Source organism: Streptomyces spiroverticillatus (assembly GCA_014650415.1).
Lineage (GTDB): Bacteria > Actinomycetota > Actinomycetes > Streptomycetales > Streptomycetaceae > Streptomyces > Streptomyces spiroverticillatus.
The window spans coordinates 84,571-107,720 of sequence record BMUX01000020.1 but is presented as its reverse complement, the minus strand read 5'-3'; the positions used below and the strand labels follow the sequence as shown (position 1 = coordinate 107,720).

Annotated in this window: 19 protein-coding genes; 12 read left to right on the top strand and 7 right to left on the bottom strand. The window is 71.4% G+C overall.

Features of this window, described 5'->3' with window-relative positions; translation table 11 throughout:
- Window positions 1-32: 32 nt before the first annotated feature.
- Entirely contained in the window at window positions 33-1,274 is a 1,242-nt protein-coding gene (locus IE269_RS36380; RefSeq protein WP_229898483.1) for a cytochrome P450, read from the bottom strand.
- Between the two features lie 216 nt (window positions 1,275-1,490).
- Between IE269_RS36380 and IE269_RS36375 the strand changes: the two genes are divergently transcribed.
- Window positions 1,491-3,578 carry a phosphocholine-specific phospholipase C gene (locus tag IE269_RS36375; RefSeq protein ID WP_189827572.1) on the top strand — a complete coding sequence of 696 codons (2,088 nt, stop codon included), beginning with the start codon at window positions 1,491-1,493 and terminating at the stop codon, window positions 3,576-3,578.
- Here IE269_RS36375 and IE269_RS36370 read toward each other — a convergent pair.
- Window positions 3,575-4,354: a GNAT family N-acetyltransferase gene (locus IE269_RS36370; RefSeq protein ID WP_189827571.1), complete on the bottom strand. Its 780-nt coding sequence runs from the start codon at window positions 4,352-4,354 to the stop codon at window positions 3,575-3,577. The genes IE269_RS36375 and IE269_RS36370 overlap by 4 nt on opposite strands.
- A 249-nt stretch (window positions 4,355-4,603) precedes the next feature.
- Here IE269_RS36370 and IE269_RS36365 point away from each other — a divergent pair, with 249 nt between their 5' ends.
- The 3 genes from IE269_RS36365 (at window position 4,604) to IE269_RS36355 (ending at window position 7,864) form a co-directional block, all read left to right on the top strand.
- Window positions 4,604-6,217, top strand: a complete 1,614-nt coding sequence (locus IE269_RS36365; RefSeq protein ID WP_189827570.1) for a metallophosphoesterase — start codon at window positions 4,604-4,606, stop codon at window positions 6,215-6,217.
- 99 nt (window positions 6,218-6,316) lie between these two features.
- Complete coding sequence (locus tag IE269_RS36360; protein ID WP_438817661.1) at window positions 6,317-6,820, top strand: hypothetical protein; 504 nt, start codon at window positions 6,317-6,319, stop codon at window positions 6,818-6,820.
- A 105-nt stretch (window positions 6,821-6,925) separates the two neighbouring features.
- Window positions 6,926-7,864, top strand: a complete 939-nt coding sequence (locus IE269_RS36355; RefSeq protein WP_189827569.1) for a YihY/virulence factor BrkB family protein — start codon at window positions 6,926-6,928, stop codon at window positions 7,862-7,864.
- On the opposite strand, the gene IE269_RS36350 is transcribed toward IE269_RS36355, so the two are convergent.
- Window positions 7,865-8,572 carry an alpha/beta hydrolase gene (locus IE269_RS36350; protein ID WP_189827568.1) on the bottom strand — a complete coding sequence of 236 codons (708 nt, stop codon included), beginning with the start codon at window positions 8,570-8,572 and terminating at the stop codon, window positions 7,865-7,867.
- A gap of 229 nt (window positions 8,573-8,801) precedes the next feature.
- Here IE269_RS36350 and IE269_RS36345 point away from each other — a divergent pair, with 229 nt between their 5' ends.
- Window positions 8,802-9,713, top strand: coding sequence for a helix-turn-helix domain-containing protein (locus IE269_RS36345; RefSeq protein ID WP_189827567.1), 912 nt, complete (start codon window positions 8,802-8,804; stop codon window positions 9,711-9,713).
- Between the two features lie 101 nt (window positions 9,714-9,814).
- A complete protein-coding gene (locus tag IE269_RS36340) occupies window positions 9,815-10,672 on the top strand; it encodes a dioxygenase family protein (protein WP_189827566.1) in 858 nt (285 codons plus the stop codon).
- A gap of 7 nt (window positions 10,673-10,679) precedes the next feature.
- Here the strand turns inward: IE269_RS36340 and IE269_RS36335 are convergent, their stop codons facing one another.
- Both IE269_RS36335 and IE269_RS36330 read right to left on the bottom strand, forming a co-directional pair.
- On the bottom strand, window positions 10,680-12,245 hold the full coding sequence (locus IE269_RS36335; protein ID WP_189827565.1) for a PTS ascorbate transporter subunit IIC: 1,566 nt from the start codon (window positions 12,243-12,245) through the stop codon (window positions 10,680-10,682).
- 30 nt (window positions 12,246-12,275) lie between these two features.
- Window positions 12,276-13,070, bottom strand: coding sequence for a PTS sugar transporter subunit IIAB (locus IE269_RS36330; protein WP_189827564.1), 795 nt, complete (start codon window positions 13,068-13,070; stop codon window positions 12,276-12,278).
- A 154-nt stretch (window positions 13,071-13,224) separates the two neighbouring features.
- On the opposite strand from IE269_RS36330, the gene IE269_RS36325 reads away from it, so the two are divergent.
- The gene (locus IE269_RS36325; protein ID WP_189827563.1) at window positions 13,225-14,298 is read left to right on the top strand and encodes a glutamate--cysteine ligase; all 1,074 of its coding nucleotides are present in this window, start codon (window positions 13,225-13,227) and stop codon (window positions 14,296-14,298) included.
- Between the two features lie 87 nt (window positions 14,299-14,385).
- Here the strand turns inward: IE269_RS36325 and IE269_RS36320 are convergent, their stop codons facing one another.
- Window positions 14,386-14,553 (bottom strand): hypothetical protein, encoded by a 168-nt coding sequence (locus IE269_RS36320; protein WP_189827562.1) that lies wholly within the window; start codon window positions 14,551-14,553, stop codon window positions 14,386-14,388.
- A gap of 128 nt (window positions 14,554-14,681) precedes the next feature.
- On the opposite strand from IE269_RS36320, the gene IE269_RS36315 reads away from it, so the two are divergent.
- Window positions 14,682-15,989 (top strand): glycosyltransferase family 87 protein, encoded by a 1,308-nt coding sequence (locus IE269_RS36315; RefSeq protein ID WP_189827561.1) that lies wholly within the window; start codon window positions 14,682-14,684, stop codon window positions 15,987-15,989.
- Between the two features lie 174 nt (window positions 15,990-16,163).
- Window positions 16,164-17,609, top strand: a complete 1,446-nt coding sequence (locus tag IE269_RS36310) for a PP2C family protein-serine/threonine phosphatase (RefSeq protein WP_189827560.1) — start codon at window positions 16,164-16,166, stop codon at window positions 17,607-17,609.
- Window positions 17,610-17,648: 39 nt separating this feature from the next.
- Here the strand turns inward: IE269_RS36310 and IE269_RS36305 are convergent, their stop codons facing one another.
- Window positions 17,649-19,154: a DNA-binding protein NsdB gene (locus tag IE269_RS36305; protein WP_189827559.1), complete on the bottom strand. Its 1,506-nt coding sequence runs from the start codon at window positions 19,152-19,154 to the stop codon at window positions 17,649-17,651.
- Window positions 19,155-19,387: 233 nt separating this feature from the next.
- Between IE269_RS36305 and IE269_RS36300 the strand changes: the two genes are divergently transcribed.
- The 3 genes from IE269_RS36300 (at window position 19,388) to IE269_RS36290 (ending at window position 23,142) form a co-directional block, all read left to right on the top strand.
- Entirely contained in the window at window positions 19,388-20,509 is a 1,122-nt protein-coding gene (locus IE269_RS36300; RefSeq protein ID WP_189827558.1) for an aminoglycoside phosphotransferase family protein, read from the top strand.
- 296 nt (window positions 20,510-20,805) lie between these two features.
- Entirely contained in the window at window positions 20,806-21,069 is a 264-nt protein-coding gene (locus IE269_RS36295) for a GlsB/YeaQ/YmgE family stress response membrane protein (protein ID WP_189827557.1), read from the top strand.
- A gap of 237 nt (window positions 21,070-21,306) precedes the next feature.
- Entirely contained in the window at window positions 21,307-23,142 is a 1,836-nt protein-coding gene (locus tag IE269_RS36290) for an N-acetylmuramoyl-L-alanine amidase (RefSeq protein WP_229898482.1), read from the top strand.
- Window positions 23,143-23,150 lie beyond the last annotated feature (8 nt).

The following is a 23,150-nucleotide window of genomic DNA, read 5'->3' as shown; positions in this document are numbered from 1 at the left end:
GGGGCCCGCCCCTCCCCCGGCCGCCGAAGTCTTTACCGTACGGGCGTGAAGACGACCGGCACCGACTCCGGGCCGCGCGTGAACACGCCCTTCTCGGCGGTCACCGCGCCCTCCTTGAGGCGGACGTCGGGCATGGCGTCCAGGAGCCGGCCGACGCCTATCTGGATCTCGGCGCGGGCGAGCAGTGCGCCGACGCAGAAGTGGCGGCCGAGCGCGAAGGCCAGGTGGTCGGCGGCGGCGGAGAACGCGTTGGTGGCGTTCAGGTCCTCGCGGAAGAGGTCGAAGGTGTCGGGGTCGGCGTAGCGGCGCTCGTCGCGGTTGGCGGAGCCGATGAGGCAGGTGACGGTGGCTCCGGCCGGGATGGTGCCGCCGGTGACCTCCACGTCGACGGCGGTCTGACGCATGATCATGTGGACCGGCGGGGTGTAGCGGAGGGTCTCCGCGAAGGCGCGGTCGATCAGGGTGCGGTCCTTCTGGACTGCCGCCAACTGATCGGGGTGGGCGAGGAGGTTGGCGAAGATCGCGGCTATCGCCTTGTCGGTGGTCTCGCCGCCCGCCGCGAGGAGCAGGCTGCAGAAGGCCTTGATGTCCTCGTCGCTCATGCGGACGCCGTCGACCTCGGCTGCGCACAGGGAGGACAGCAGGTCGTCGCCGAGGTTGTTCCGGCGCTCCTGGATGATCGGGATCATGTACTCGGCGAACTCGACGCGGGTGCGCTCGCCCGCCGCGGCGATCTCGGGGTCGCCCGCCAGGTTGCCGAGGAAGGCGATGACGCTGGTGTACCAGCCGTGGAACTTGGCGTGGTCGGCCTTGTCGAGGCCGAGCATGTCGGCGATGACGTTGACGGGGAAGCGGGTGGCGAAGGCGTCCACCAGGTCGACCTCGCCCGTTTCCCGGAAGGAGTCGATCAGTTCACGCGCGTTGCGTTCGATGACCGGCACGAAGGTCTCCTGGAGCTCCTTGCCGCGGAAGGCGGGGGCGACCAGGGCGCGGCGCACCGAGTGCTCACGGCCGCTGAGCTGGAGGATCGTCTTTCCGTGGACCGGCTCGATCTGCCAGTCGTAGTTGTCGGTGGTGAACTGGCCCTCCTTGTCCTTGAAGATCCGCTCCACGTCCTCGTAGCGGGAGACTATCCAGCTCTGCATGGGCTCGTGCCAGACCAGCGGCGCGTGCTCGCGCATGGCGCGGTACACGGGGTAGGGGTCGGCGGCGAACTCGGGCGAGAGGATGTCGGGGATCTCGGGGACGTCGGGGGTCGCGTCGACTGCGGTCACGGGAGGGCTCCTTCGGCGGCGGGGGCGGCTGCGGTTGGGGGTGTCGATACGGCAAGGGGCGTGCCGCCCCAGGTTATTGATCATCCACCAGGCCCGGAACCCCCCGTTCCAGAGGGTCTTGTCACCTCGGTCCCTCGTGTCACCCCCTTCCCTTTTGCTGATCGCTCTTGCAGCATTCCGTTTGCTTCTGTTCCCCCACGATGAGGTCACCCACCCATGTCCGAAGTGCCTGAAGTCCCCTCGTCCGCCGCGGTGAACCGCCGCCGCTTCCTCCAGATCGCGGGCGCCACCGCCGGTTTCGCCGCACTGTCCGGCAGCATCGACCGGGCCGCCGCCATTCCGGCCGCCCGGCGCACCGGCAGCATCAAGGACATCGAGCACATCGTGGTGCTCATGCAGGAGAACCGGTCCTTCGACCACTACTTCGGTGCGATGAAGGGCGTACGGGGCTTCGGCGACCCGCGCCCGGTCGTGCCGCACGGGCTGAAGTCGGTCTTCCACCAGCCGGACGGGGCCAAGGAGGTCCTGCCGTACCACCCGGACGCCGACGACCTCGGGATGCAGTTCATCGCCGGGCTCAACCACGACTGGGCGGGCGGTCACCGGGCGTTCAACAACGGCTCGTACGACCGGTGGATACCCGCGAAGTCGGCCGGCACGATGGCCCATCTGACCCGGCAGGACATCCCCTTCCACTACGCGCTCGCCGACGCGTTCACCGTGTGCGACGCCTACCACTGCTCGTTCATCGGGGCCACCGACCCTAACCGCTACTACCTGTGGTCGGGGCACGTCGGCAACGACGGCAAGGGCGGCGGCCCGGTGCTGGGCAACGAGGAGGCGGGGTACGACTGGACGACGTACCCCGAGCGACTGGAGAAGGCCGGGGTCTCCTGGAAGATCTACCAGGACATCGGCGACGGCCTGGACGCGAAGGGCAAGTGGGGCTGGATCGACGACGCCTACCGGGGCAACTACGGCGACAACTCGCTGCTGTACTTCAACAAGTACCGCAACGCCAAGCCCGGCGACCCGCTCTTCGACAAGGCCCGCACGGGCACGAACGTCAAGAACGGCGACGGCTACTTCGACCTGCTGACCGCCGACGTGAAGGCGGGGAAGCTGCCGCAGATCTCCTGGATCGCGGCCCCGGAGGCCTTCAGCGAGCACCCCAACTGGCCCGCGAATTACGGTGCTTGGTACGTCTCGAAGGTGCTGGACGCGCTGACGTCCAACCCCGAGGTGTGGGCGAAGACCGCGCTGTTCATCACGTACGACGAGAACGACGGCTACTTCGACCACGTCGTACCGCCGTACCCGCCGTCCTCGGCCGCGCAGGGCAAGTCGACGGTCGACACGACGCTGGACTACTTCGGCGGCAACATCGGGTACGGGGCGGGCACGTACGGGCTCGGACAGCGGGTTCCGATGCTCGTGGTCTCGCCGTGGAGCACCGGTGGTTACGTGTGCTCGGAGACCTTCGACCACACCTCGGTGATCCGCTTCATGGAGAAGCGCTTCGGGGTGAGCGAGCCGAACATCTCGCCGTGGCGCAGGGCGGTGTGCGGCGACCTGACCTCGGCGTTCGACTTCCGGCTGCACGACACCGACCCGGCGTCGCTGCCCGGCACCGACGCGTACGAGCCGCCGGACAAGCAGCGGCACGACAGCTACGTGCCCAAGCCCCCGGCGGCGGGCGCGCTGCCCAAGCAGGAGCGCGGGTCCCGGCCCTCGCGTCCGCTGCGGTACGCGCCGTACGTGGACGGGGCGGTGGACGCGGCGGCGGGCAAGTTCACGCTGACGATGAGCGGCGGACCCTCGGCCGGGGCGGGCTTCCACGTGACGTCGGGCAACCGCACCGACGGGCCGTGGACGTACACGGCGGAGGCGGGCAAGGCGGTGGCCGACACCTGGAACGCCAAGTATTCCAAGGGGAGTTACGACCTTTCGGTCTTCGGCCCGAACGGCTTCCTGCGCACCTTCCGCGGTACGAATGCCACGGCCGGCCCGGAGGTCACGGTCCGGCACAGCGCGGACGGCGGCGGGCGGCTCCTGCTGACCGCGACGAACGCGGGCACGGCGGCCTGCCGCCTGACGGTCGTCAACTCCTACGGCGGGACGCGGACTTCGTTCACGGTGCCCGCCGGGGGCCGTGTCGAGCGGACGGTGGAGGTGCAGGGCGGAAAGCGCTGGTACGACCTCACGGTGACGTCGGGCACGGACGCCGCCTTCCTGCGCAGGCTCGCCGGGCACGTGGAGACGGGCCGGGCCGGGGTGAGTGACCCGGCCATCGCCACGGCCTAACTGCCCTGCGTGGGGCTGTAGTTGTACGGAGTCGTGATGCTGAGCTGGGCGAAGCCGAGCCGCTGGAGGATCGGGCGGCTGGTGTCCAGCACGGCGTCCGACTGGACGTAGCGGTAGCCGCGGGCGGTGGCGGTGCGGGCCCGGTGGGCGACGAGGGCGCGGTAGATGCCCTTGCCGCGCCACTCGGGCGCGGTGCCGCCGCCCCACAGGGTGGCGAACTGGGTGCCCGGGTCGAATTCGGCGCGGGCGGCACTGACCGGTTCGTCGCCGACCATCGCGACGATCACCGAGAGGGTGTCGGGGGCCTCGGTGAGGCGGGCCAGGATCTGGTGGCCGAGGCGCGAGGAGTCCTCGCCGAAGGCCAGCTCGTGGGCCCTGACCATCAGGTCGATGCCCGTCTTGTCGGTGACCTCGAGGAGCCGCACCCCGTCGGGGAGCACCGGGTCCGTGGCGAGTCCGGCCGCCTCGCCGACCATCACCGCCTCCGGGCCCTCGGGGACGAACCCGGCGGCGAGGAGGCGCTGCGGGAGGTCCTCGGGGCGGTCGTGGGAGTAGTGCTTCCACTCGAAGTCCAGGCCGAGGGCGGTGAAGTGCCGGACCTGCTCGGCGACGGCCGCGTCCGCGGTGTCCTCGGTGAGGTCGGACCACAGGACCGCGTTCCAGCCCTGTGCGCCGCCGGTGTGCCGGACGACGTGCCCGAAGTCGGGGCCGAGGCGCTCGCCGGCGTTGCGGCGCATCTCGGTGTCGAAGAGTTCGCGTACTGCGTCGAGGTTCATGGGCGTACTGGAACACGGGGCGGGGCTTGCCGCCAGCGAATTCCTCGGGGGGTGGGGCGGCACGGGCCCCATGCGGCTGAGCGCACGCAGCGCGGCGGGGTGCGGGGCCCGGCCGGGTGGGGCACTCCGGCAGGCCGCGGCGGGGTGTTCATGCACCTGCCATGTATGCGTTACTCATTGCGCCCCGGCGACTGGATCTTGCCCCTTAGCGTCACGCACATCCACCCGACGACAGACAAGGCAGCCCCCATGAGATTCGCCCCGCTCGTGATCGCCACCGCATCGGCCGCACTCCTCGCGCCGACCGCGATCACCCCCTCGGCCACGGCGGCCGACCCCCTCGCCCCGCCCACCCTCGTCAAGCCGGGAGGCCGTTACGAGGGCGCGGTCCCGCTCACCTTCCGGGCGGAGCGCGGCGCGGTCGTGCGGTACACGCTGGACGGGACGACGCCGACGCGCGGCAGCCGCCTGTACGTGCCCGGCCTGCCGGTGCGGATCACCAAGGACACCAACGTCACCGCCGTCGCCTTCAAGGGCGCGCGGACCAGCATCCCGGTGTCGCACGGCTATCTGATCAAGGGCACCGAGAAGCCGCTCGCCCGCGTCGTCGTCATGTCGGACGTGCACATCGGCGACTACGCGAAGAACACCAAGAAGTGGGCGAGCTTCTTCGACACCATCGGCTCCGTCTTCCCGAAGCCGGACGCGATCCTCTCCAACGGCGACATGATCAACGACAACGGCGACGGCAAGGGCCCCGACCACAAAATCGTCGCCGACATCTTCCAGGAGAACCTCAAGCGCAAGGGCATGACCACCACCCAGGTCCTGCTCTCCAACGGCAACCACGACGACTCCCTGGCCCAGATCCGCGCCCACTACCCGAAGTCCTGGTTCCCTGACGCGGGCGGCGGCTTCTACGAGTCGTCGGTCAACGGGGTGCCGCTGCTCACGCTGAACACCGAGACGTACAACTCCAGTGCGGAACAGCAGAGTTGGCTCAAGCGGCGGATGGCGGAGCTGACCGCGAAGAGCCCGCACACGCCCGTCCTGGTCCAGGGCCACCGGCCTGCGCCGAACACCGTGATGGACGGCCAGCAGGCCTCCAACCCGAAGCTGACCGCCGACCTGAGCGCCTTCCCGCAGGCCGTGTTCTTCTCCGGGCACTCGCACCTGAACCTCAACGACGACCGGTCGGTGCACCAGAAGGACTTCACGGCCGTCAACGACGGGTCGATGAGCTACGTGGAGATGGACCACGGCTACCAGGCGGTCACCGAGGAGGGGCTCGCGAGCCGCTTCGAGGCGCCGACCTCGCAGGCCCTGTTCGTCGAGGTGTACAAGGACCGCACCGAGATCGCGCGCGTGAACATGGCCGCCGACCGGCACGACATCTACACCGGCGGCACGTGGTCCTCGGACTGGCAGCCGCCGTACGCGAGCGCGGGCACGCTCAGCGGGAAGTCCTGGACGCTGCGGCTCAAGGGCCGCACCGCGCAGGAGATCAAGGACAACTTCACGTACACCGCGGCGAACCGCAACAAGGTCGCCCCGGTCTTCACCGGCCGCCACCCGCTGTCGGCGGTACGGGACGCGAAGGGCGCGACCGCTCTGCGGATCGCGCAGGCCCGGGACGACCAGATGGTGCACCACTACCGGGTCGACGTGACGGACGAGGCGACCGGCACGAAGGCCGTCTCCGCGAAGGTGCTCGCCGAGTACTACTACGCGCCGCTGCCGAACGCCCTGGACATCCCGCTGCCGAAGGCCGCCTGGGGCACCCGGTACACGGCGAAGGTGGTGGCGGTGGACGCGTACGGGAACGCGTCGCGGGAGATTTCACTGAAGTTCCGCACCCGGTAGGCAGGTTGGGGGTGGTGAGGCGGATCATTCAGTGATCAACTGTCCCGTCGGCCGGCTCCGCCGCCGCCCCCTCATCGCTCCGCCTTCCGAAGGACCCCCGTGAACCTCTCCGTACGGCTGCCCCGTTCCTCCTCCGGCTGGACCATGGCGGTCTTCGGTCTGCTGGCCACCGCGCTGGGCGTCGTGGGGCTCGTCGCCCCGGACGCCCAGCTCGCGCTGATGGGCTTCGCGCCGATACCCGACGGGCAGCGGGCCGCCGGGGACCACACCCTGATGTTCCTCACCGCCTCGTCGATGGCGGCGGTGAACATGGGCGTGTACTACGTGCTGGCCGCGCTCGCGGACTGGCGGGCCTTCTTCCGCTGGACGGTGCCCTTCCGGCTGCTCACCTTCACCGTCTTCACGCTCGCCGTGGTCACCGGGAGGGCTCCGGCCGGGTTCCTCGGGGTGGGGATCTGGGAGGGCGTCGGCGCGCTGGCCACCGGGATCGCGCTGCGCGGGGAGGCGCGGAAGGCGCCGCGCGGGAAGGCGGAGGGCGAGGAGTCGGCGGAGGAGTCGGCGGCCGGTTCCGGGGCATACGACGAGAACACCCGTTCCCGCTGACACACCGCACGGGACGACGACGTACCGCACCAGATGGGGAGAAGCGCGACAACGGGTGAGAAGGTAGGCGCAGCCGAACCCCGATCGACCCACGGAAGTACCCCCATGCCGAGTGAGCCCACCGCACCGCCGTCCGACCGGAGCGGTCCGCCTCCCGCCCCCGGGGTGCTGGCCCGCTACCGCACCGCGCTGCGCCGCACCCCCGTGTCGGTGTGGAACGACGACGTGTCCGACTGGGCGGCGGCGCTCACCTACTACGCGATCCTGGCGCTGCTGCCCTCGCTGCTGATCACCGTCACGCTGATCGGGCTCGCCAACCCGGACGCGACGCAGTCCTTGATCGACGACATCGCCTCGGTGGCCCCTGCGGAGTCCAGCAACGCGCTGCGCCAGGCACTGGAGGACGCGGTCCACGGGAACTCGGCGGTGTGGCTGCTGATGGTCACGGGAACGGTGAGCGCCCTGTGGTCGGCGTCGAGCTATCTGGCGGTGTTCCGGCGGGCGATGCACGCCATGCATCACGTACGGGACGTCCGCCCGGCGTTGCGCAAGGCGCACCTGATCCTGGTGACGGCGGCGTGTCTGCTGCTGGTGCTGCTGACGAGTGCGGCGGCGCTGGTGATCACGGGTCCGATGGCGCGGGGGCTCGCGGACAAGCTGGGCATGGGGGACGTGGGGGAAGCGGTGTGGTCGGGGCTGAAGTGGCCCGTGCTGGGGTTCCTGGTGGCACTGCTGATCATGATTCTGTTCCACACCGGGCCTGCTGTGGCCAGAGGTGTGCGGCGGGGGCTGCCGGGGGGTGTGCTGGCGGCGGTGCTGTGGCTGACGGCGTCGGCGGGGTTCGCGTTCTACACGACGCACATCGCGAGCTACAGCCGGTTGTACGGGTCGCTGGCGGGGATCGTGGTGTTCCTGGTGTGGGTGTGGTTCGCGAACCTTGCGCTGCTGGTGGGGGCGCAGTTCAACGTGGAGTTGGCGAGGCTGGAGGGGCGGGGACCGAGGCAACGGCATCCTCGGGAGGCGCCGAGGGCGGTGGCGGAGTAGTCAGCGCAGGTCCTCGATGCGCAGGACGGTGTCGCCGCCCGGTGCGAGCGCCGCTGACACCGCTGTCGGCAGCGGGGAGAACCCCAGCAGCCCGGTGGTGACCGCCGCCGTCGCCGTGTGCCACTCCCCCGCGCGGCGCAGCATCGCGTGGTCGCCGCCCTCGACGGTGACGACACAGGTGCGGGCCCCGGCCCGGCGGGCGCGGGCCGCCAGTTCGCGGGTGCCACGGGGACTGGTCGTACGGTCGCGGTCGCCGTGCAGGAGGACGAGGTCGCGGCCCGCGAGGTGGTCGACCGGCTCGTCCGCCGGGCACCACGGGGCGAGTCCGACCACCCCGGTGACCTGGGGGTGACCGGCGACGCGGAGGGCCGCCCGGCCGCCCATGGAGTGGCCGACGAGGACGACGGGTACGGGGCCGAGGTCTTCGGCCAGGGAGTCGAGGGCGCGCAGGGCGTCGTGCACGGGATCGGCGCGGGTGCCGTTCCAGCCCCGGTGCCGGTAGACGGCGGTGCGCAGGGCAAGGGGGTGCGAGCCTGCCGCCCGGGTGATGGCGCGGCCGAAGGGGATCATGCGGCGGCCGGGGAGGTTCAGCGGAGGGGGAGGTTCCAGGCCGTCGGCGCGGCCGCCGTGCAGGAGCAGGACGGCCGCCTCGGGGGCGGGCTTTTGCTCGTCGGTACGTTCGCTCGCGCTCGCCCCTCGGGTTCGCATGTGCGTCTCCGCCTCCGGCTTCTCTGGGTCGGGCCCTCTCGGGGTGTTCGGAGCGGGCGGCCCGGTGGATTGGCCGTGGTCGGCCGCTGTTGTCGAGGGCGCCCCCGCCGCACCATCTTCCGGTACCCGGCCGACGCCCGCCCTGTTCGCGGCCCGGTCCGCATGACATCGTGCATTGGTCCGGACCAGTTGTGGGCCCCGGGCCCCGGGAAGGGAGAGGGCAGCGCTCATGGAGACCGTGGAGAGAGCCGTTCCGCTGCACCGCCTCGAGGTGCCCGCACCCCAGCAACTCCCTTTCGCCATCGGGTCGTTCGACAGCATCGGCGCGCTCTCGCGGGCCTCCTTCCCGCACCGCCACACCTTCTACGAGATCGTCTTCGTCACCAGCGGGCGCGGCGCGCACGTCATCGACCTCTCCCGCTGGGAGCTGCGCCCGCCGCACCTGTGCTTCGTCGTCCCCGGCCAGGTGCACTACTGGGAGAACGCCACCGATCTGCACGGCCGCGTCATCCTCTTCACCGAGGACTTCCTGCTCGACCACCCCGGCGACCGCGACCTATTGCGCGCGCTCGGCGAGCGGCCGTGGTTCAGCCCCGCCGGGGACGACGCCCCGGCCTTCGCGCGGCTGGTCGCCGAGCTGGAGCGCGAGTACCGGGCGGGCCAGGAGGGCTTCGCCTCGGTGCTGCGCGCCTATCTGCACGTACTGATCGTGCGGGCCTCCCGGCTGGCGGGCAGCGTCGCCCCCACGCCCGACCCGACGGGCCGGCCCGCCCTGGTGTCCCAGGAGTTCGTACGGTTGCTGGCGCGGCCGGGCCCCGAGGTGTGGGAGGTGCGGTCCTGCGCCCGCCGGATCGGGGTGACCGTGGGCTATCTCAACGAGGCGGTGAAGCAGACCACCGGCCGCACTCCCGGACAGCTGGTCCGCGAGGTCCGTACCCACGAGGCCAAACGGCTCCTTGTACGAACGGACTTGACGGTACGTCAGGTCGCGGCGGAGGTCGGCTTCGCGGACCCCGCGTACTTCTGCCGGTTCTTCCGCCGCGAGACCGGCATCAGCCCGGGCGAGTTCCGGCGCGGCAGCGGTGCAATGCACCACGACTACCGCATCCCGTCCCTCGCGCACCCCGAGTCGCCGCCCTAGGTTCAAGGGGACTTCCGGAGCGCGCCCGGAGCGTCCCGGGGCCTGCCCCACAGGCCCCGGCTCTCCCCCCTTCCGCTCCCCCACTTGGAGGCGTCCCCGCCATGGACCAGCCCCAGCCGCCCGGCACCCCCGACCAGCCCGGCGCCCCCGACGCATCCGGGCCCCGCCCTTCCCGCAAGGCCGTGCTGCGCGCCGCTCTCGCCGCCGGAGTGGCACTGCCCACCGCGCTGGTGGGCGTGCCCGCACTGGCCAGGACGGCGCGTGACAGCGATGTACCGCCCGAGCTGACCCCGTCGTGCGACGACGGAGACGACCCGACTCCGGCGCAGACCGAGGGCCCGTACTTCAAGCCGAACTCGCCGCTGCGCACCTCACTCCTGGACGGAAACCCGCCCGGCACCCGGCTCACGGTGACGGGGTACGTCTTCGGGCTCGCCTGTCGCCCGATCGCGAACGCCCTGCTGGACTTCTGGCAGGCGGACGTCAACGGGGCGTACGACAACACCGGTTTCCGCTTCCGGGGGCATCAGTTCACCAACGCCCAGGGTGCGTTCAGCCTGACGACGATCGTGCCGGGCCTCTACCCGGGCCGCACCCGGCACATCCACGTCAAGGTGCAGGCCCCCAACCGGCCCGTGCTGACGACGCAGTTGTACTTCCCGAACGAGCCGCGCAACAACACCGACAGCATCTTCGATGCCCGCCTCCTGATGACCATGCGCAACAACGGGCCTGCCAGGGAGGGGAGTTACGACTTCGTCCTCAACGTCCCGCAGGGTCCTGGCCCGACCGATCCGCCGACCACGCCGCCGCCGTCCGGCACCTGGAAGGCGGGCACCGCGTACAAGGCGGGCGACCGGGTGACGTACGGCGGGCGTTCCTACGTCTGTCTCCAGACGCACACGGCGAGCGCGGGCTGGGAGCCGCCGAACGTTCCGGCGCTCTGGCGCGCGGTGTAGGAGCCGTTCACGGCCGGGGCGGCGGAGCCGGCGCTCCGGCCGGCGGGGCGATGCGGGAGTAAGCCCCGCCCGACCCGGTGGATGCGGCACTGTCCACCGGGTCCTCGGTCGTCACGTGGGCGTGCACGCCGAGTGCGGCGTCGCGCTTGGCGCCGGGGTCCCAGCCGGTCTCCACGACCCGCTTCTGCATGACGATCGCGCCGACCAGGAGGACCGCGCCGACCAGCAGCATCAGGGCGATCGCACCGCCTCCGCCGATCTTGGCGACGTTGCCGATGATCGAGCCGAACCAGCCGAAGTCGGCGTCGCCGAAGGTGGTGTTCTCCTTGCCGAACGCGCCCAGCACCTTGAGCAGGAGGGCCGGGAGGAAGGTGATGAGGACGCCGTTGAGGAAGGCTCCGACGACCGCGCCGCGCCGGCCGCCGGTGGCGTTGCCGTAGACGCCGGCCGCGCCGCCGGTGAAGAAGTGCGGGACCAGGCCGGGCAGGACCAGGGCGAGGCCGAAGGCCGGGTTGAAGATCCAGGCGAGCAGACCGAGGCTGATCAGGCCGCCGATGAAGCTGGAGATGAAGCCGATCAGGACGGCGTTCTGGGCGTACGGGAAGACGATCGGCGCGTCGAGCGAGGGGACGGCGCCGGGCACGAGCTTGTTGGCGATGCCCTGGAAGGCGGGGACCAGCTCGCCGAGGATCGTACGGACGCCGAAGAGGATGACGGCGACGGCGATGCCGAACTGGAGGCCCTGCATCACGGACTTCATCAGGTAGTTGCCGACGTCGGTGGCCGCCGCCCCGTCGCCGAAGGCCTTGAAGGCGACGTCCTGGCCGACCTTCACCAGGAAGACCACCGCCATGATCATGTAGATGAGGACCATGGAGAGCGCGGTGGCGACCATCGAGTCGCGCAGGAAGCGCAGGCCCTCGGGGAGGTTCATCTCCTCGGTGCTGCGGCTGCGCTTGCCGACGAGCTGACCGGCCGCGCCGGCCGTGATGTATCCGGCGGTGCCGAAGTGGCCGATGGCGACGCTGTTGTTGCCGGTGACGCGTTTGGTCCAGGGGTGCGCGAAGGCGGGCAGGGCGACCAGGAGGATCCCGAGCAGGATGCCGCCGACGATGACGACGGCGACCGAGCCCTGTCCGGCGGTGGCCAGCACCATGGTCAACAGGGTTGCCATGAACAGCATGTGATGGCCGGTCAGGAAGACGTACCGCAGTGGTGTGAAGCGGGCCAGGAGCAGGCTGACCGCGAAGCCCACGATCATCAGCCACGCCACTCTCGCCCCGAACTGGGCCTGGGCGATGCCGACGATGGCCTCGTTGGTGGGGATGACGCCGTGTGCACCGGTCGAGCCCTGGATCATCTCGCCGAGCGGGGCCAGGGAGTTGACGACGAGGCCCGCGCCCGCGCCGATCAGCAGGAAGCCCAGCGTCGCCTTGATCGCGCCGCCGACCACCTGCCCCGTGGACTTGCGCAGGGCGATCAGGCCGACGGCGGTGATGATGCCGATGAGGTAGGCGGGTTGGCTGAGGATCTCGTTGACGAGGAACTTCGCGAAGGAAACGAGCCAGTCCATGTGCGGGGCCTCCGTGCCGTAAGTCCTTGATCAGACGTCGTACGTGTCGCGCAGGACGCCGTCGACCTCGGTGGTGCTGGTGAAGTCCTCGACGACCTTGACCGGCACGCCCACGTCCCCGAGCGTGCGGGCGATCTCGCGCGAGGTGAGGATCGCGACGGCCTCGGAGGCCTTGCCCTTGGCGGAGATGGTGTCGGTGGCCTCGACGGTGACGTACTTCCCCCACCTCCAGCGGTCCAGGACCTGTTCCAGGGTGTTCTTCAGGAAGAGGCTGGTGCCGACGCCGTTGCCGCAGACGGTGAGGATCTTGTGCATGCCGGGCGCACCGCGTCCCGCAGGTGCGGCGGGCGCCGCCTTCTGCGGAGTACGTACGTCCTGCTGCCCGGCGAGTACGGCGTGCAGTGCCTGTGGCGTAGGCGCTTCGTGCAGGGCGCGGGAGGTTTCCGGGTCGCCCAGGAGGCGGGCGAGGGAGGCCATCGCGGCGGTGTGGGCGGCGGCGTCCTTCGCGGCGAGGGCGACCACCAGAGTCACCGGGTCATTGGTCTCGTGGCCGAACTCGACGGGCTCCGCGAGACGCACCCAGGACATTCCGGTTCGCAGTACGGCGGGCGACGGGCGGGCGTGCGCGAAGGCGAAACCGGGGGCGATGACGATGTACGGCCCGTTCTCCTCGACATTCCGGATCATCTCCGCCGTGTAGTCGGCGGTGGTGGTTCCGGTGGCCACGAGGAGTTCGCCCGCGTCCCGGACGGCCTGCTTCCAGTCCGTCGCGTGGGCGTCGAGTCGTATCGCTTCTGACGGAAGGAGATCACTCAATGCCGACATGAATCCGATATTTGCACAGTCGTGAACATGCGGCGCGGCCAGAGCACGTGGGTAGAGAAAGAGGGCACTCGCTCCGCCACCACGAAGATCGACGGCGACGCGCGCGGCGCGGACGTCGATTCGCGAAGATCACCGAGCCCGAGGGGGGCCACCCGTGCGCAGTGTGGGAGTGGAAGAGGAACTGTTACTGGTCGACAGCGACGGGACGCCGAGGGCGGTGTCCGGCGTCGTCCTGGCGGCGCTGCCCGACGGCTCCACCCTGGAGAAGGAGCTGCACCGGGAGCAGCTGGAGATCGCGACCCGGCCGCGCCACACCATCGAGGGGCTGGCCAAGGAGGTACGGCGCTGGCGCGGCGAGGCGGCGGCCGGCGCCCGGCGGGCCGGGGCGGAACTGGCGGCGCTCGCCACCTCGCCGCTGCCGGTGAACCCCTCCATCAGCTCCGGGGACCGCTACCGGCGGCTGGAGGAGGAGTTCGGGCTGACCGCCCTGGAGCAGCTGACCTGCGGCTGCCATGTGCACGTGTCGGTGGACTCCGACGACGAGGGCGTCGCGGTCCTGGACCGTATCCAGCCGTGGCTGCCCGCGCTCGTGGCACTCAGCGCGAACTCGCCGTACTGGCAGGGGCGGGACACCCGCTACGCCTCCTACCGGAGCCGAGTGTGGGGCCGCTGGCCGTCCACCGGGGCCATGGAGCACTTCGGGTCCGCCGAGAACTACCACCGGCAGGTGCAGGGCATGCTCGCCACCGGCACCCTGCTCGACGAGGGGATGATCTACTTCGACGCCCGGCTGTCGCGGCACTACCCGACGGTGGAGGTACGGGTGCCGGACGTGTGCCTGGAGGCGGACGACACGGTGCTCATCGCGGCGCTGGTACGGGCGCTGGTGGAGACGGCCGCACGGTCGTGGGCCGAGGGCGGTCCGGTGGACGACACCGGGGTGGGCCTGGCCCGGCTGGCCTCGTGGCGGGCGGCCCGCTCGGGTCTGTGCGGCGAGCTGGTCGACCCGGCGACCCTGACGCCGGCCCCGGCGGAGACGGTGGTGCGGGCGCTGCTGGCGCACGTGTCGGAGGCGCTGCGGGACAGCGGGGACATGGAACTGGTGAAGGAGCACCTGGAGGTCCTGCTGGAACGGGGCAACGGGGCACACGTCCAGCGGGAGCTGCTGAGAAGGACGGGCAGCCTGCGCGGTGTGGTGGAGGAGTGCGCGAGGCGAACGGTGCGGTAGCCCCTGGAGGGGCGGGGCCACCCTTTGGCGACGGCCCCGCCGCTCCCGGCCGCGCCGGGCGCGGGGCTCCGCGCCGGTGTGCGCGGTTCAGCCCGAGGGTTCCTCGACCGAGTGGTCGTCGGAGGAGGCGTCCTCCAGCCCCGGGCCGTCGACCGTCGCGTGGGGGTCGTCGTCCGGCGTCGCCTGTTGGTCGGGGAGGTCGCGGGGGATTCCCGGAGGCTGTTCCTCGGGGCCGTCCTGGCGGCGGTCTTCCATGGGGAGGGTCCTTTCGGGGTGTCGGTCGGGCGGCTGACACGGCGCCGCGTACCCGGGCCGGACCGGGGCATGCACGCCCCGCCTGACCTGCTGGTCTGCGGGGCGGGCCCGCCTCGTAGAGTGCGGGGATGCCCCGCAGCAGACCCAGCAGCACCAGCAGCACCTCGTCCGCCGAACCGGCACCGGCGTCCTCCGGCGTTCCGGCATCGGCGTCCCCCGGCGGTACGGCCCCGCGTTTTCGGCGTCTCCGGTCGCCCTGGGCGGCCCTGCTCGTCTGGGGGCTGACCCGGCTCTGGCTCGTTCCGGCGGCGCTCAAGCTGCCGCCGCTGGACGGTGACGGGACGCTCGATCCGTCCGTCGACCGGGTGTACCGGGGCTGGTTCGAGGTGCTGTCGGGCGGGACGTTCCCGGCGCACGATGTGAGCTGGCAGTACCCGCCGGGGGCGGCCCTGCCGATCCTCGCGCCCGGAGTACTGCCCTCGCTGGACTACGGGCTCGCGTTCATCGTGACGGCCGCCGTGACCGACGCGCTGGTGATGGCGGGGCTGATGTGGCTCGTGCTGCGGCGGGGTCGGTCGGCGGCGGCACCCTGGCTGTGGGCCGTCGCGCTGGCGGTGCTCTCGACCGTGCCGTGGAACCGCTTCGACCTCCAGGTGACCGCGATCGCCATGGCCGCCCTCGCCGTCGCCGCCTCGCAGCGGGCGTGGGCGGACCGCGCCTTCGGGGCGCTGGTCGCCCTGGGGGCGCTGGTGAAGGTGTGGCCGGTGCTGCTGCTCGCGGGGACGGAGCGGGGACGACGTACCCGGCAGGCGTGGATCTCGGCGGCCGTCGCCGGGGTCGTGCTGCTCGCGGTGTTCGCGCTGGCCATGCCGCACTCGCTGTCGTTCCTCACCGCGCAGAAGTCCCGGGGCATCCAGATCGAGTCGGTGGGCGCGCTGCCCTTCCACATCGCCCGGCACCTCGGCTGGAGCGGCACGTGGAAGGCGAAGGACGGGTCGCACGAGTTCGTGGGTCCCGGGGTGGAGACCGTCTCGCTGGTGATGCAGGGGCTGACCGTGCTCGCGCTCGGGTGGCTGGTCTACTGGCGGCTGAGGTCGGAGCGTTCGGCGCCCTGGATGCTGCCGGACGCGGCGCTGACCGCCGTACTGCTGTTCGTCGTGACGAGCCGCGTCATCAGCCCGCAGTACCTGATCTGGCTGGTCGGACTCGCCGCCGTGTGCCTGCTGCGGCGGGAGACCTCGCAGCGGCCCGTGGTGTGGCTGATCCTGGCGGCGTGTCTGTTCACGACACTCGGATTCCCTTTGCTGTACCGGGAGTTGAGGGACGACGCCGATCCCGTCGCCATCGCCAACCTCTTCGTGCGCAATGGCCTGCTGCTCGTCGCCGCAGGGCTGTCCGCCGTACGGCTGTGGCGGGCGGGGCGTGCGGGGCGCTGAGGGGCAGATGCAGCGGAGGGCCTTTGGCATATGCCAGGTGCACCACCGGATCGAGTGTTGCCAAACGGCTTACGGGCCCCCCACCCCTGTGCGAAAGTCTTAACGGTCGACTTCCGCAGACCGACTCGTCGTCGCTGACATCCGTTTCGGCCGCTGCCTGTATCGGAGTACGCCATGCCGTCCCCCCTGTTCGCGGATCGCTCCGCGCCGCAGCCTCCCGAGCGGGGCATGGTCGACGCACTGATCACGCAGACCCGCCGGCTGCGCGGGGACATGGACGCGGTGCGCCGGGACGCCCCCCTCGACCTCGGTGACGACGACGCACAGGTGCGCTGGCAGCGGGCCCTGTGCGACCTGGCGGTCAGCCAGCTCGACGACCTCGGCGTGCACCTCGGCCAGTTGAAGGACGGGCTGCCGTCCGTGCCCTTCACCCCCGCCGAGCGCCCCGAACCCCGCCCCCACAGCCCTCAGCCCGCCCTGCTCAGCCGGGTCGGCAGCGCCGAGTGGAACCTGCTGACGGACGAGGTCAGCTGGTCCGACGAGCTGTACGAGATCTTCGGGCGCACCCGCGCGGACGGCCCGCTCTCCCTGGACGAACTGCCCTCCATGCTGCTCCCCGACGACCAGGCCCTGCTGACCGCGATGGTCACCGACTGCCTGGTCGACGGGAAGCCGATCGACGGCGAGTTCCGCATCGTCCGCCGCGGCGACGACGCGGTGCGCACCCTGCACATGATGGGCGAGCCGGTCCTGGACGCCGACGGCTGCACCGCCTCCATGTGGGCGGTGCTGCGCGACGTGAGCACCCTGCGCCGCACCCAGCGCGCCGTGCGGGAGAACCAGGACTCCCTCCAGCACGCCCGCCGCCTCGCCCAGGCCGAACGGACCGTCGCCGTACAGCTCCAGGAAGCGGTGCTGCCCGCCTGGCGCGGCGCCTCCCCCCCGCTCCCGGCCGGCGACGCGCTCGACCTCGCCGCGTACTACCTCCCCTCCGCCAGCGGCGAACTCGTCGGCGGCGACTGGTACGACGCGATGGAACTCCCCGACGGGCAGCGGATGCTGACCGTCGGCGGACTCACCGGCCACGGCGTGACGGCCACCTCCTCCGTGGCGATGCTGCTGGGCGCACTGCGCGGCATGGCGCTCGCCGGGGTGCGCCCCGGGGCCCTGATGGGCCATCTCAACCAGCTCCTGGACTCCTCCTCCGCGCATGCGTCACCGGGCAGCGCCGTGTGCTGCCAGTACGATCCCGCCACCCGCCTCCTCACCTGGGCGCAGGCCGGTCATCCCGCACCGCTGCTGTTCCGCGACGGCCGCGGGCAGGCCCTGACGCCACCGCGCGGCGTCCTGCTGGGGGCGACGAGCGGAGCGGCGTACGAGCAGGCCGAAGTGACCCTCCGTACGGGCGATCTGCTCCTGCTGCACACGGACGGACTGTCCCGGCGCAGCCCGACGGACGACGAGTGCCGCGGCAGGCTGCTGTCCCTCGCCTCCCGGTTCGCCGACGCCCACAGTGCACGCGAGTGCGTGCGGCTGGTACTGGAGGAGTTCGGCGCCACGGAGCGCGAGGAGGACGCCTGTGTGCTGATCGCCAGGATCGGCGAGCAGGACGTCAAGTAGCGCGGAATCGCGGTGCGTTCGGGGGTCGGGGCGGCCCCGCTAGACGGCCGTCCCCGTTCCCCTCGTCCCGCCCGCCCTCTTCGGCATCACACGCTCCAGTTCCTTGCGCAGGTCGTCGATCATGGGGTAGTCCGCGTACTGCGCGGTGAGCCGGTACATGCTGCGCAGCCGGTCCCAGGTGCGGTGCGAGGAGGTCTCCCCCATCGAGTTCAGGGCGAGCCGGGCGTACCGGTCGGCCTGGTCGGGGTCGTTGCCGATGAAGCAGGCGGAGGCCATCGAGATGTGGTCGAAGAGCTTGGACCGCTGACGCCCGTCGGGGCGCAGCTCCAGAGCGCGCTTGGCGTGGTACTGCGCGAGGTCCGCCGCCGACGGTTCGTGCTCGGCGAGCGTACGGAACGCCAGCGCCTGCATGCCGTGCAGGTCCGCCTCGTCGAACATCTGCATCCAGCTCGGCGGCGGCGTCTTGCCGTCGTCCGAGACGAACAGCTCCTCGGCCTCGCCGAGGGTGCGCCGCATCGCCTGCCCCTGACCCATGGAGGCCTGCGCCCAGGCCTCGATGGTGTGCAGCATGGCACGCGTGCGGGGCAGGGTCTGTTCGCCGGAGCCGGACTTGGCGAGCTTCATCAGGTCCAGTGCGTCGTCGGGCTTGCCCAGGTGCACCATCTGCCGGGCAGCCCGGGACAACGCCTCGCCGGCGCGCGGGCGGTCTCCCCCCTCGCGGGCCGCGTGGGCGGCGATGACGAAGTACTTCTGGGCGGTGGGTTCCAGGCCGACGTCGTGCGACATCCACCCGGCGAGGACCGCCAGGTTGGCCGCCACCCCCCACAACCGCCTTTGCAGATGGGCGGGTTGACGGTAGGCGAGCATGCCGCCCACCTCGTTGAGCTGGCCGACGACCGCCTTGCGCTGGAGACCGCCGCCACGTGAGGCGTCCCAGGCGCGGAAGACGTCGACCGAACGCTCAAGTGCGTCGATCTCCTGCGACCCGACGGGGGCCGCCTCGTACAGGTCGTACCCCGCGCGTTCCATTTGCAGGGGGTGCTGGGGTTCGTTGATGCGCGGCCCCTCGGCCGCGAGCTTCGGATCGGTGTGCAGCCAGTCGTACATGGCGCTGGTCAGTGCGGAGCCGGCGGCGAGCGCGGCGCCCGCGCCCACCAGGCCGCGTCGGTTGAGCATGAGGTCCATTCCCGTGAATTCGGAGAGGATCTCGGCCAGTTGCTCTGACGTCCACGGCACGCCGTCGGGGTGCTCGGTCTTGCCCGGTGCCCGTCGTCGTCCCGTGCGCCCATGGCGAGTGAACCCGAGGTCCTCGATGGTCACGACACGACCGAGTCGCTCGGTGAACAGGGCTTCCAGCACCCGGGGCACCGGATCGCGGGGGGACTCCCCCATGTCGATCCAGCGCCGCACCCGAGAGGTGTCGGTGGCCAGTTGGGGGTGGCCCATGGCCGCCGCCTTCCGGTTCACCATTCTCGCGAGTTCGCCCTTGGACCATCCGGTGAGTCCGAACAGGTCGTTCAGGCGGGTGTTGGGTTCTCCGCTCACGTCAAGCCCCCAGGTTCTCGGCTGACTTGACATTAACCCGCCGCGATATGCGTCGCGACTATTCGCCAGGGTTCGCCAGGGTCCGCCAGATGGTGTGCCACCCGCACCCGGGTGTCAGGTAAGAGTGCGCCACCCCGGCCCGGCAGCCGGCTCGTACTCCCCAGGGTGCGGACCGTCCGCCGGGGCGGGTGGCGCACGCAACTCGTCGGCACACGAAGGGACCTGTACCGCCCATGTACACAGCACCGTCCTCCGTGTCCGCCCCGCCCCGGCCGCACCGTCCGCTGGTGACGGGCAGCGGGCCGTACCTCGATCCGCACCACGCCGCAGCGGCGGGCACCGGGCGGGCACGGCGCGCGGCGGGTCCCGGATCCCAACCGCTCAGCGGGAGACTCGACTTGTCCGGCCCCCAGGGCGCGCAACTGCGGACCGCTCTCGCGTCGGTGCACCGGATCTGCCCGGAGTTCCATCCGGTGCAGGTGCTGCGGCGCAGCAGGCGTTCCGTCCTGCTCGTCGGCACCGTAGGCCGTACGACCGCGGTCGCCAAGTGTTTACTCGACCAGTCCGACCGGTCCGCCGTGCGGTTCCGGCACGAGATAGCTGCCTATCGCGCCTTCGTCCGGCACCGTCCACCGGTGCGGGTGCCCCGGCTGATCGCCGCGGACCCCGACAACTGCACCCTGGTGATCGAACGGTTGCCGGGCCGGGTGGCTGCCCTGACGCGGCACCCTGCAGAGGCTCCCCCGCGGGCCGACGTCCGGGCCGCCCTCGGCGCGATCGACAAGCTCAACCACTGGCGGCCGCCGAGCGAGATGTTCAGCCAGCCGCTCGACTACGGCAAGCGGCTCACCGAGTACCACGCGCTGGGCCTGTTCACCGACCGCGACCTGGGCGACCTCCAGAAGCTGCTGCACGGCATCTCCCGGTCCTCGCTCCCCGGCCAGTTCTGCCACGGCGACGCCCTGCTCTCCAACATGATCCTCTCCCCGGCCGGTCCAGTGCTGGTGGATTGGGAGCATGCGGGCTGGTACCTGCCGGGGTACGACCTGGCGACCCTGTGGATGGTGCTGGGCGACGCCTCCCCGGTGGCGCGCCAGCAGATCAGCAGGATGGCCCAGGCGAGGGGCACCGCCGCGCGGGACGCGTTCCTGGTGAACCTGATGCTCGTGACGACGCGCGAGGTGCGCAGTTACGAGGCGAAGGTGCAGCGTACGATGCGCGAGGCCCCGCCGGCGGGCACCCTGACCGGCACGGGCATCTCGCCCGGCGAGGAGCAGCGGCTGCTGCTGCGCAGGCTGCACGACGACTGCGCGCTGGCCCGCCGGGCGGTGCGGGCGGCGGTCGGCACGCGCTAGGGCCGGTCCGGCGGATCAGGTCGCAAGGACACCCGCCGCTTCCTGGGCCCGGGGTGGCCGGGGAGCGGCGGTGGTGGAGGGGAAGGGCGGAGGGCAGTGCCTGGGCGCGGGCGCTGCCCTCCGCGCTGCTTCGCGTATTCCGGGTCGAAGGTCCTGCTGCTTGCGGGACCTTCGGCCCTTTGTGCGGCAGATGGACCGCTCCAGCGCTTCTGAGGCGTTTCGACCCCTTGTGCGGGGAAAGCAGGAAGAAGCTCCGGCCGACGCCGGGGTTCTTTTCGCACGGAGGTAGGAACACTGTGGGCATCATCGCGTGGATTCTGATCGGTCTGCTCGCCGGAGCCATCGCCAAGGCCCTGATGCCGGGCAAGGACCCGGGCGGCTGCCTGGTGACGATGCTGATCGGCATCGTGGGCGGTCTGCTGGGCGGGTGGCTCGGCAAGGTGATCTTCGGAGTGGAGTCGATCAAGGGCTTCTTCTCGCTGTCGACCTGGGTGGCGGCGGTCGTGGGTTCGGTGATCGTGCTGGCCCTGTACCGGATGGTGGCGGGGCGCAAGGGCTGAGCCGACGGGCGGATCGAGCGGTCGTCGTATCGTCCGATCAGGTGGCGTACGCCCGTCCGGACGGTCCGTCCCCTCCGGAGCGCAACGCCCTTTTCCCGCAGGCTCTTCGACGGGTACGAGGCCCGCTTCCGGCACGTCGCCACGCGACGCCGCCGGGGCGGGCCTGCGCCGTTCGGGCGCGTCCGGTGGGCATCATGAGCGGTTCCGCCGCCCGCTGAAGTGCCACCGGAGGACGCCTTGCACCTTTCCGCCACCAGGACGGGGGGCGTCGCGGCCGCCGCCGCCCTCCTGCTCACCCTCACCCCGCTCGCCGCCTCCGCCGACGTCCCCGCGCCCGAGGCACGGACGGCCCCGGCGGCCGATTCCCTGCAACGCACCTTCCGTGCGGCGGCCGACCGGTACGGGGTTCCGGCGGACCTCCTGCTGGCGGTGGCCTACCTCCAGTCCCGCTGGGACTCGCACGACGGGGCGCCCAGTGTCGGCGGCGGCTACGGGCCGATGCACCTGACGGACGCCCGCACCCCCTGGCCCCGACTCGCCGCGGGCGAGGGCATGTTGGCGCAGGCCGCCGCGCTCACCGGGCTGTCCGAGGAGGCGTTGCGCACCGATCCGGCCGCCAACGTGCAGGGCGGGGCGGCCCTGCTCGCCGCCGCGCAGCAGCGGGCGGGGCGGGCCGCCGGCGCCGATCCGGCCCGCTGGCGGGAGGCGCTGGCCCGGTTCTCCGGGGCCGAGGAGCCCGCCGCTGCACGGGCGTACGCGGACGAGGTGTACGCCGTACTGCGGGAGGGGCAGCACCGTACGAACGACGACGGGCAGGACCTCGCCCTGCCGGCACACCGGAGCGCCACGCCTGCCGCCACTGCCCCGACGAGCCCAGCCGAATGTCCGCCCACCGTGTCCTGCGAGTGGATTCCCGCTCCGTACAAGAAACTTGACGGTTCGTCGGACGACGACTTCGGCAATCACGACCTGGCCGACCGGGACCGGGACGGCAGCATCGACTACATCGTCGTGCACGACACCGAGGGCTCCTGGAAGACCGCGCTGCGGCTCGTCCAGAAGCCGGACTACGTGTCCTGGCAGTACACCCTGCGCTCCTCCGACGGGCACATCGCCCAGCACGTCCCGCTGAAGGACGTCGCCTGGCACGCGGGGAACTGGTACACCAACGCCACGTCCGTCGGCCTGGAGCACGAGGGGATCCTGACCGCGCCGGACGCCTGGTACACGGAGGCCATGTACCGCTCCTCGGCCCGGCTGACCCGCTACCTCGCCGAGCGGTACGGCATCCCGCTCGACCGGCTGCACATCATCGGCCACGACAACGTGCCCGGTGCCACCCCGGAGGCGGTGCGCGGCATGCACACCGACCCGGGCCCGTACTGGGACTGGGCGCACTACTTCGAGCTGCTGGGCAGGCCCTTCGTGTCCACGGCGGGCCCGGACAGTGCCGTGGTCACCGTCCGGCCGGAGTACGGGAGCCACCGTCCGCCGTACACCGGCTGCGGGAAGAAGTCGACAGAGCCCTGTCCCGAGCACGCCTCGGGTGCGGTACGGCTGCACACCGCACCGGACGCCAAGGCTCCGCTGGTGAAGGACATCGGGCGGGGCAAGGACTCGACGATCCAGGTCAACGACACCGGGGCGCGCGCCTCCACCGGGCAGAGCTTCGCGGTGGCGGAGCGGCGCGGGGACTGGACGGCGATCTGGTACCTCGGGCAGAAGGCCTGGTTCGCGAATCCGGCCGCGCGGCCGACCGCCGTGAACACGCGGGCCCCGCTGCTCACCCCGCGCGAGGGGCTGACGTCGGTCCCGGTGTACGGCAGGGCCTACCCGGAGGAGTCCGCGTACCCGGCGGACGTGCCACCGCAGCCGGTCGTACCGCTGGCGTACCGCATTCCCGCAGGTCAGCGGTACGTCGTCGGGGAGCGGACGCCCGGCGCGTACTTCCACGCGAAGGAGTACGGGAAGCCGGGGCGGGTGATCCGGGGCAAGGAGGTGTACTACGAGATCCAGTACGGGCACCGGATCGGGTACGTGAAGGAGTCGGACGTGCGGGTGCTGGGCGGCTGAGCCGCTTT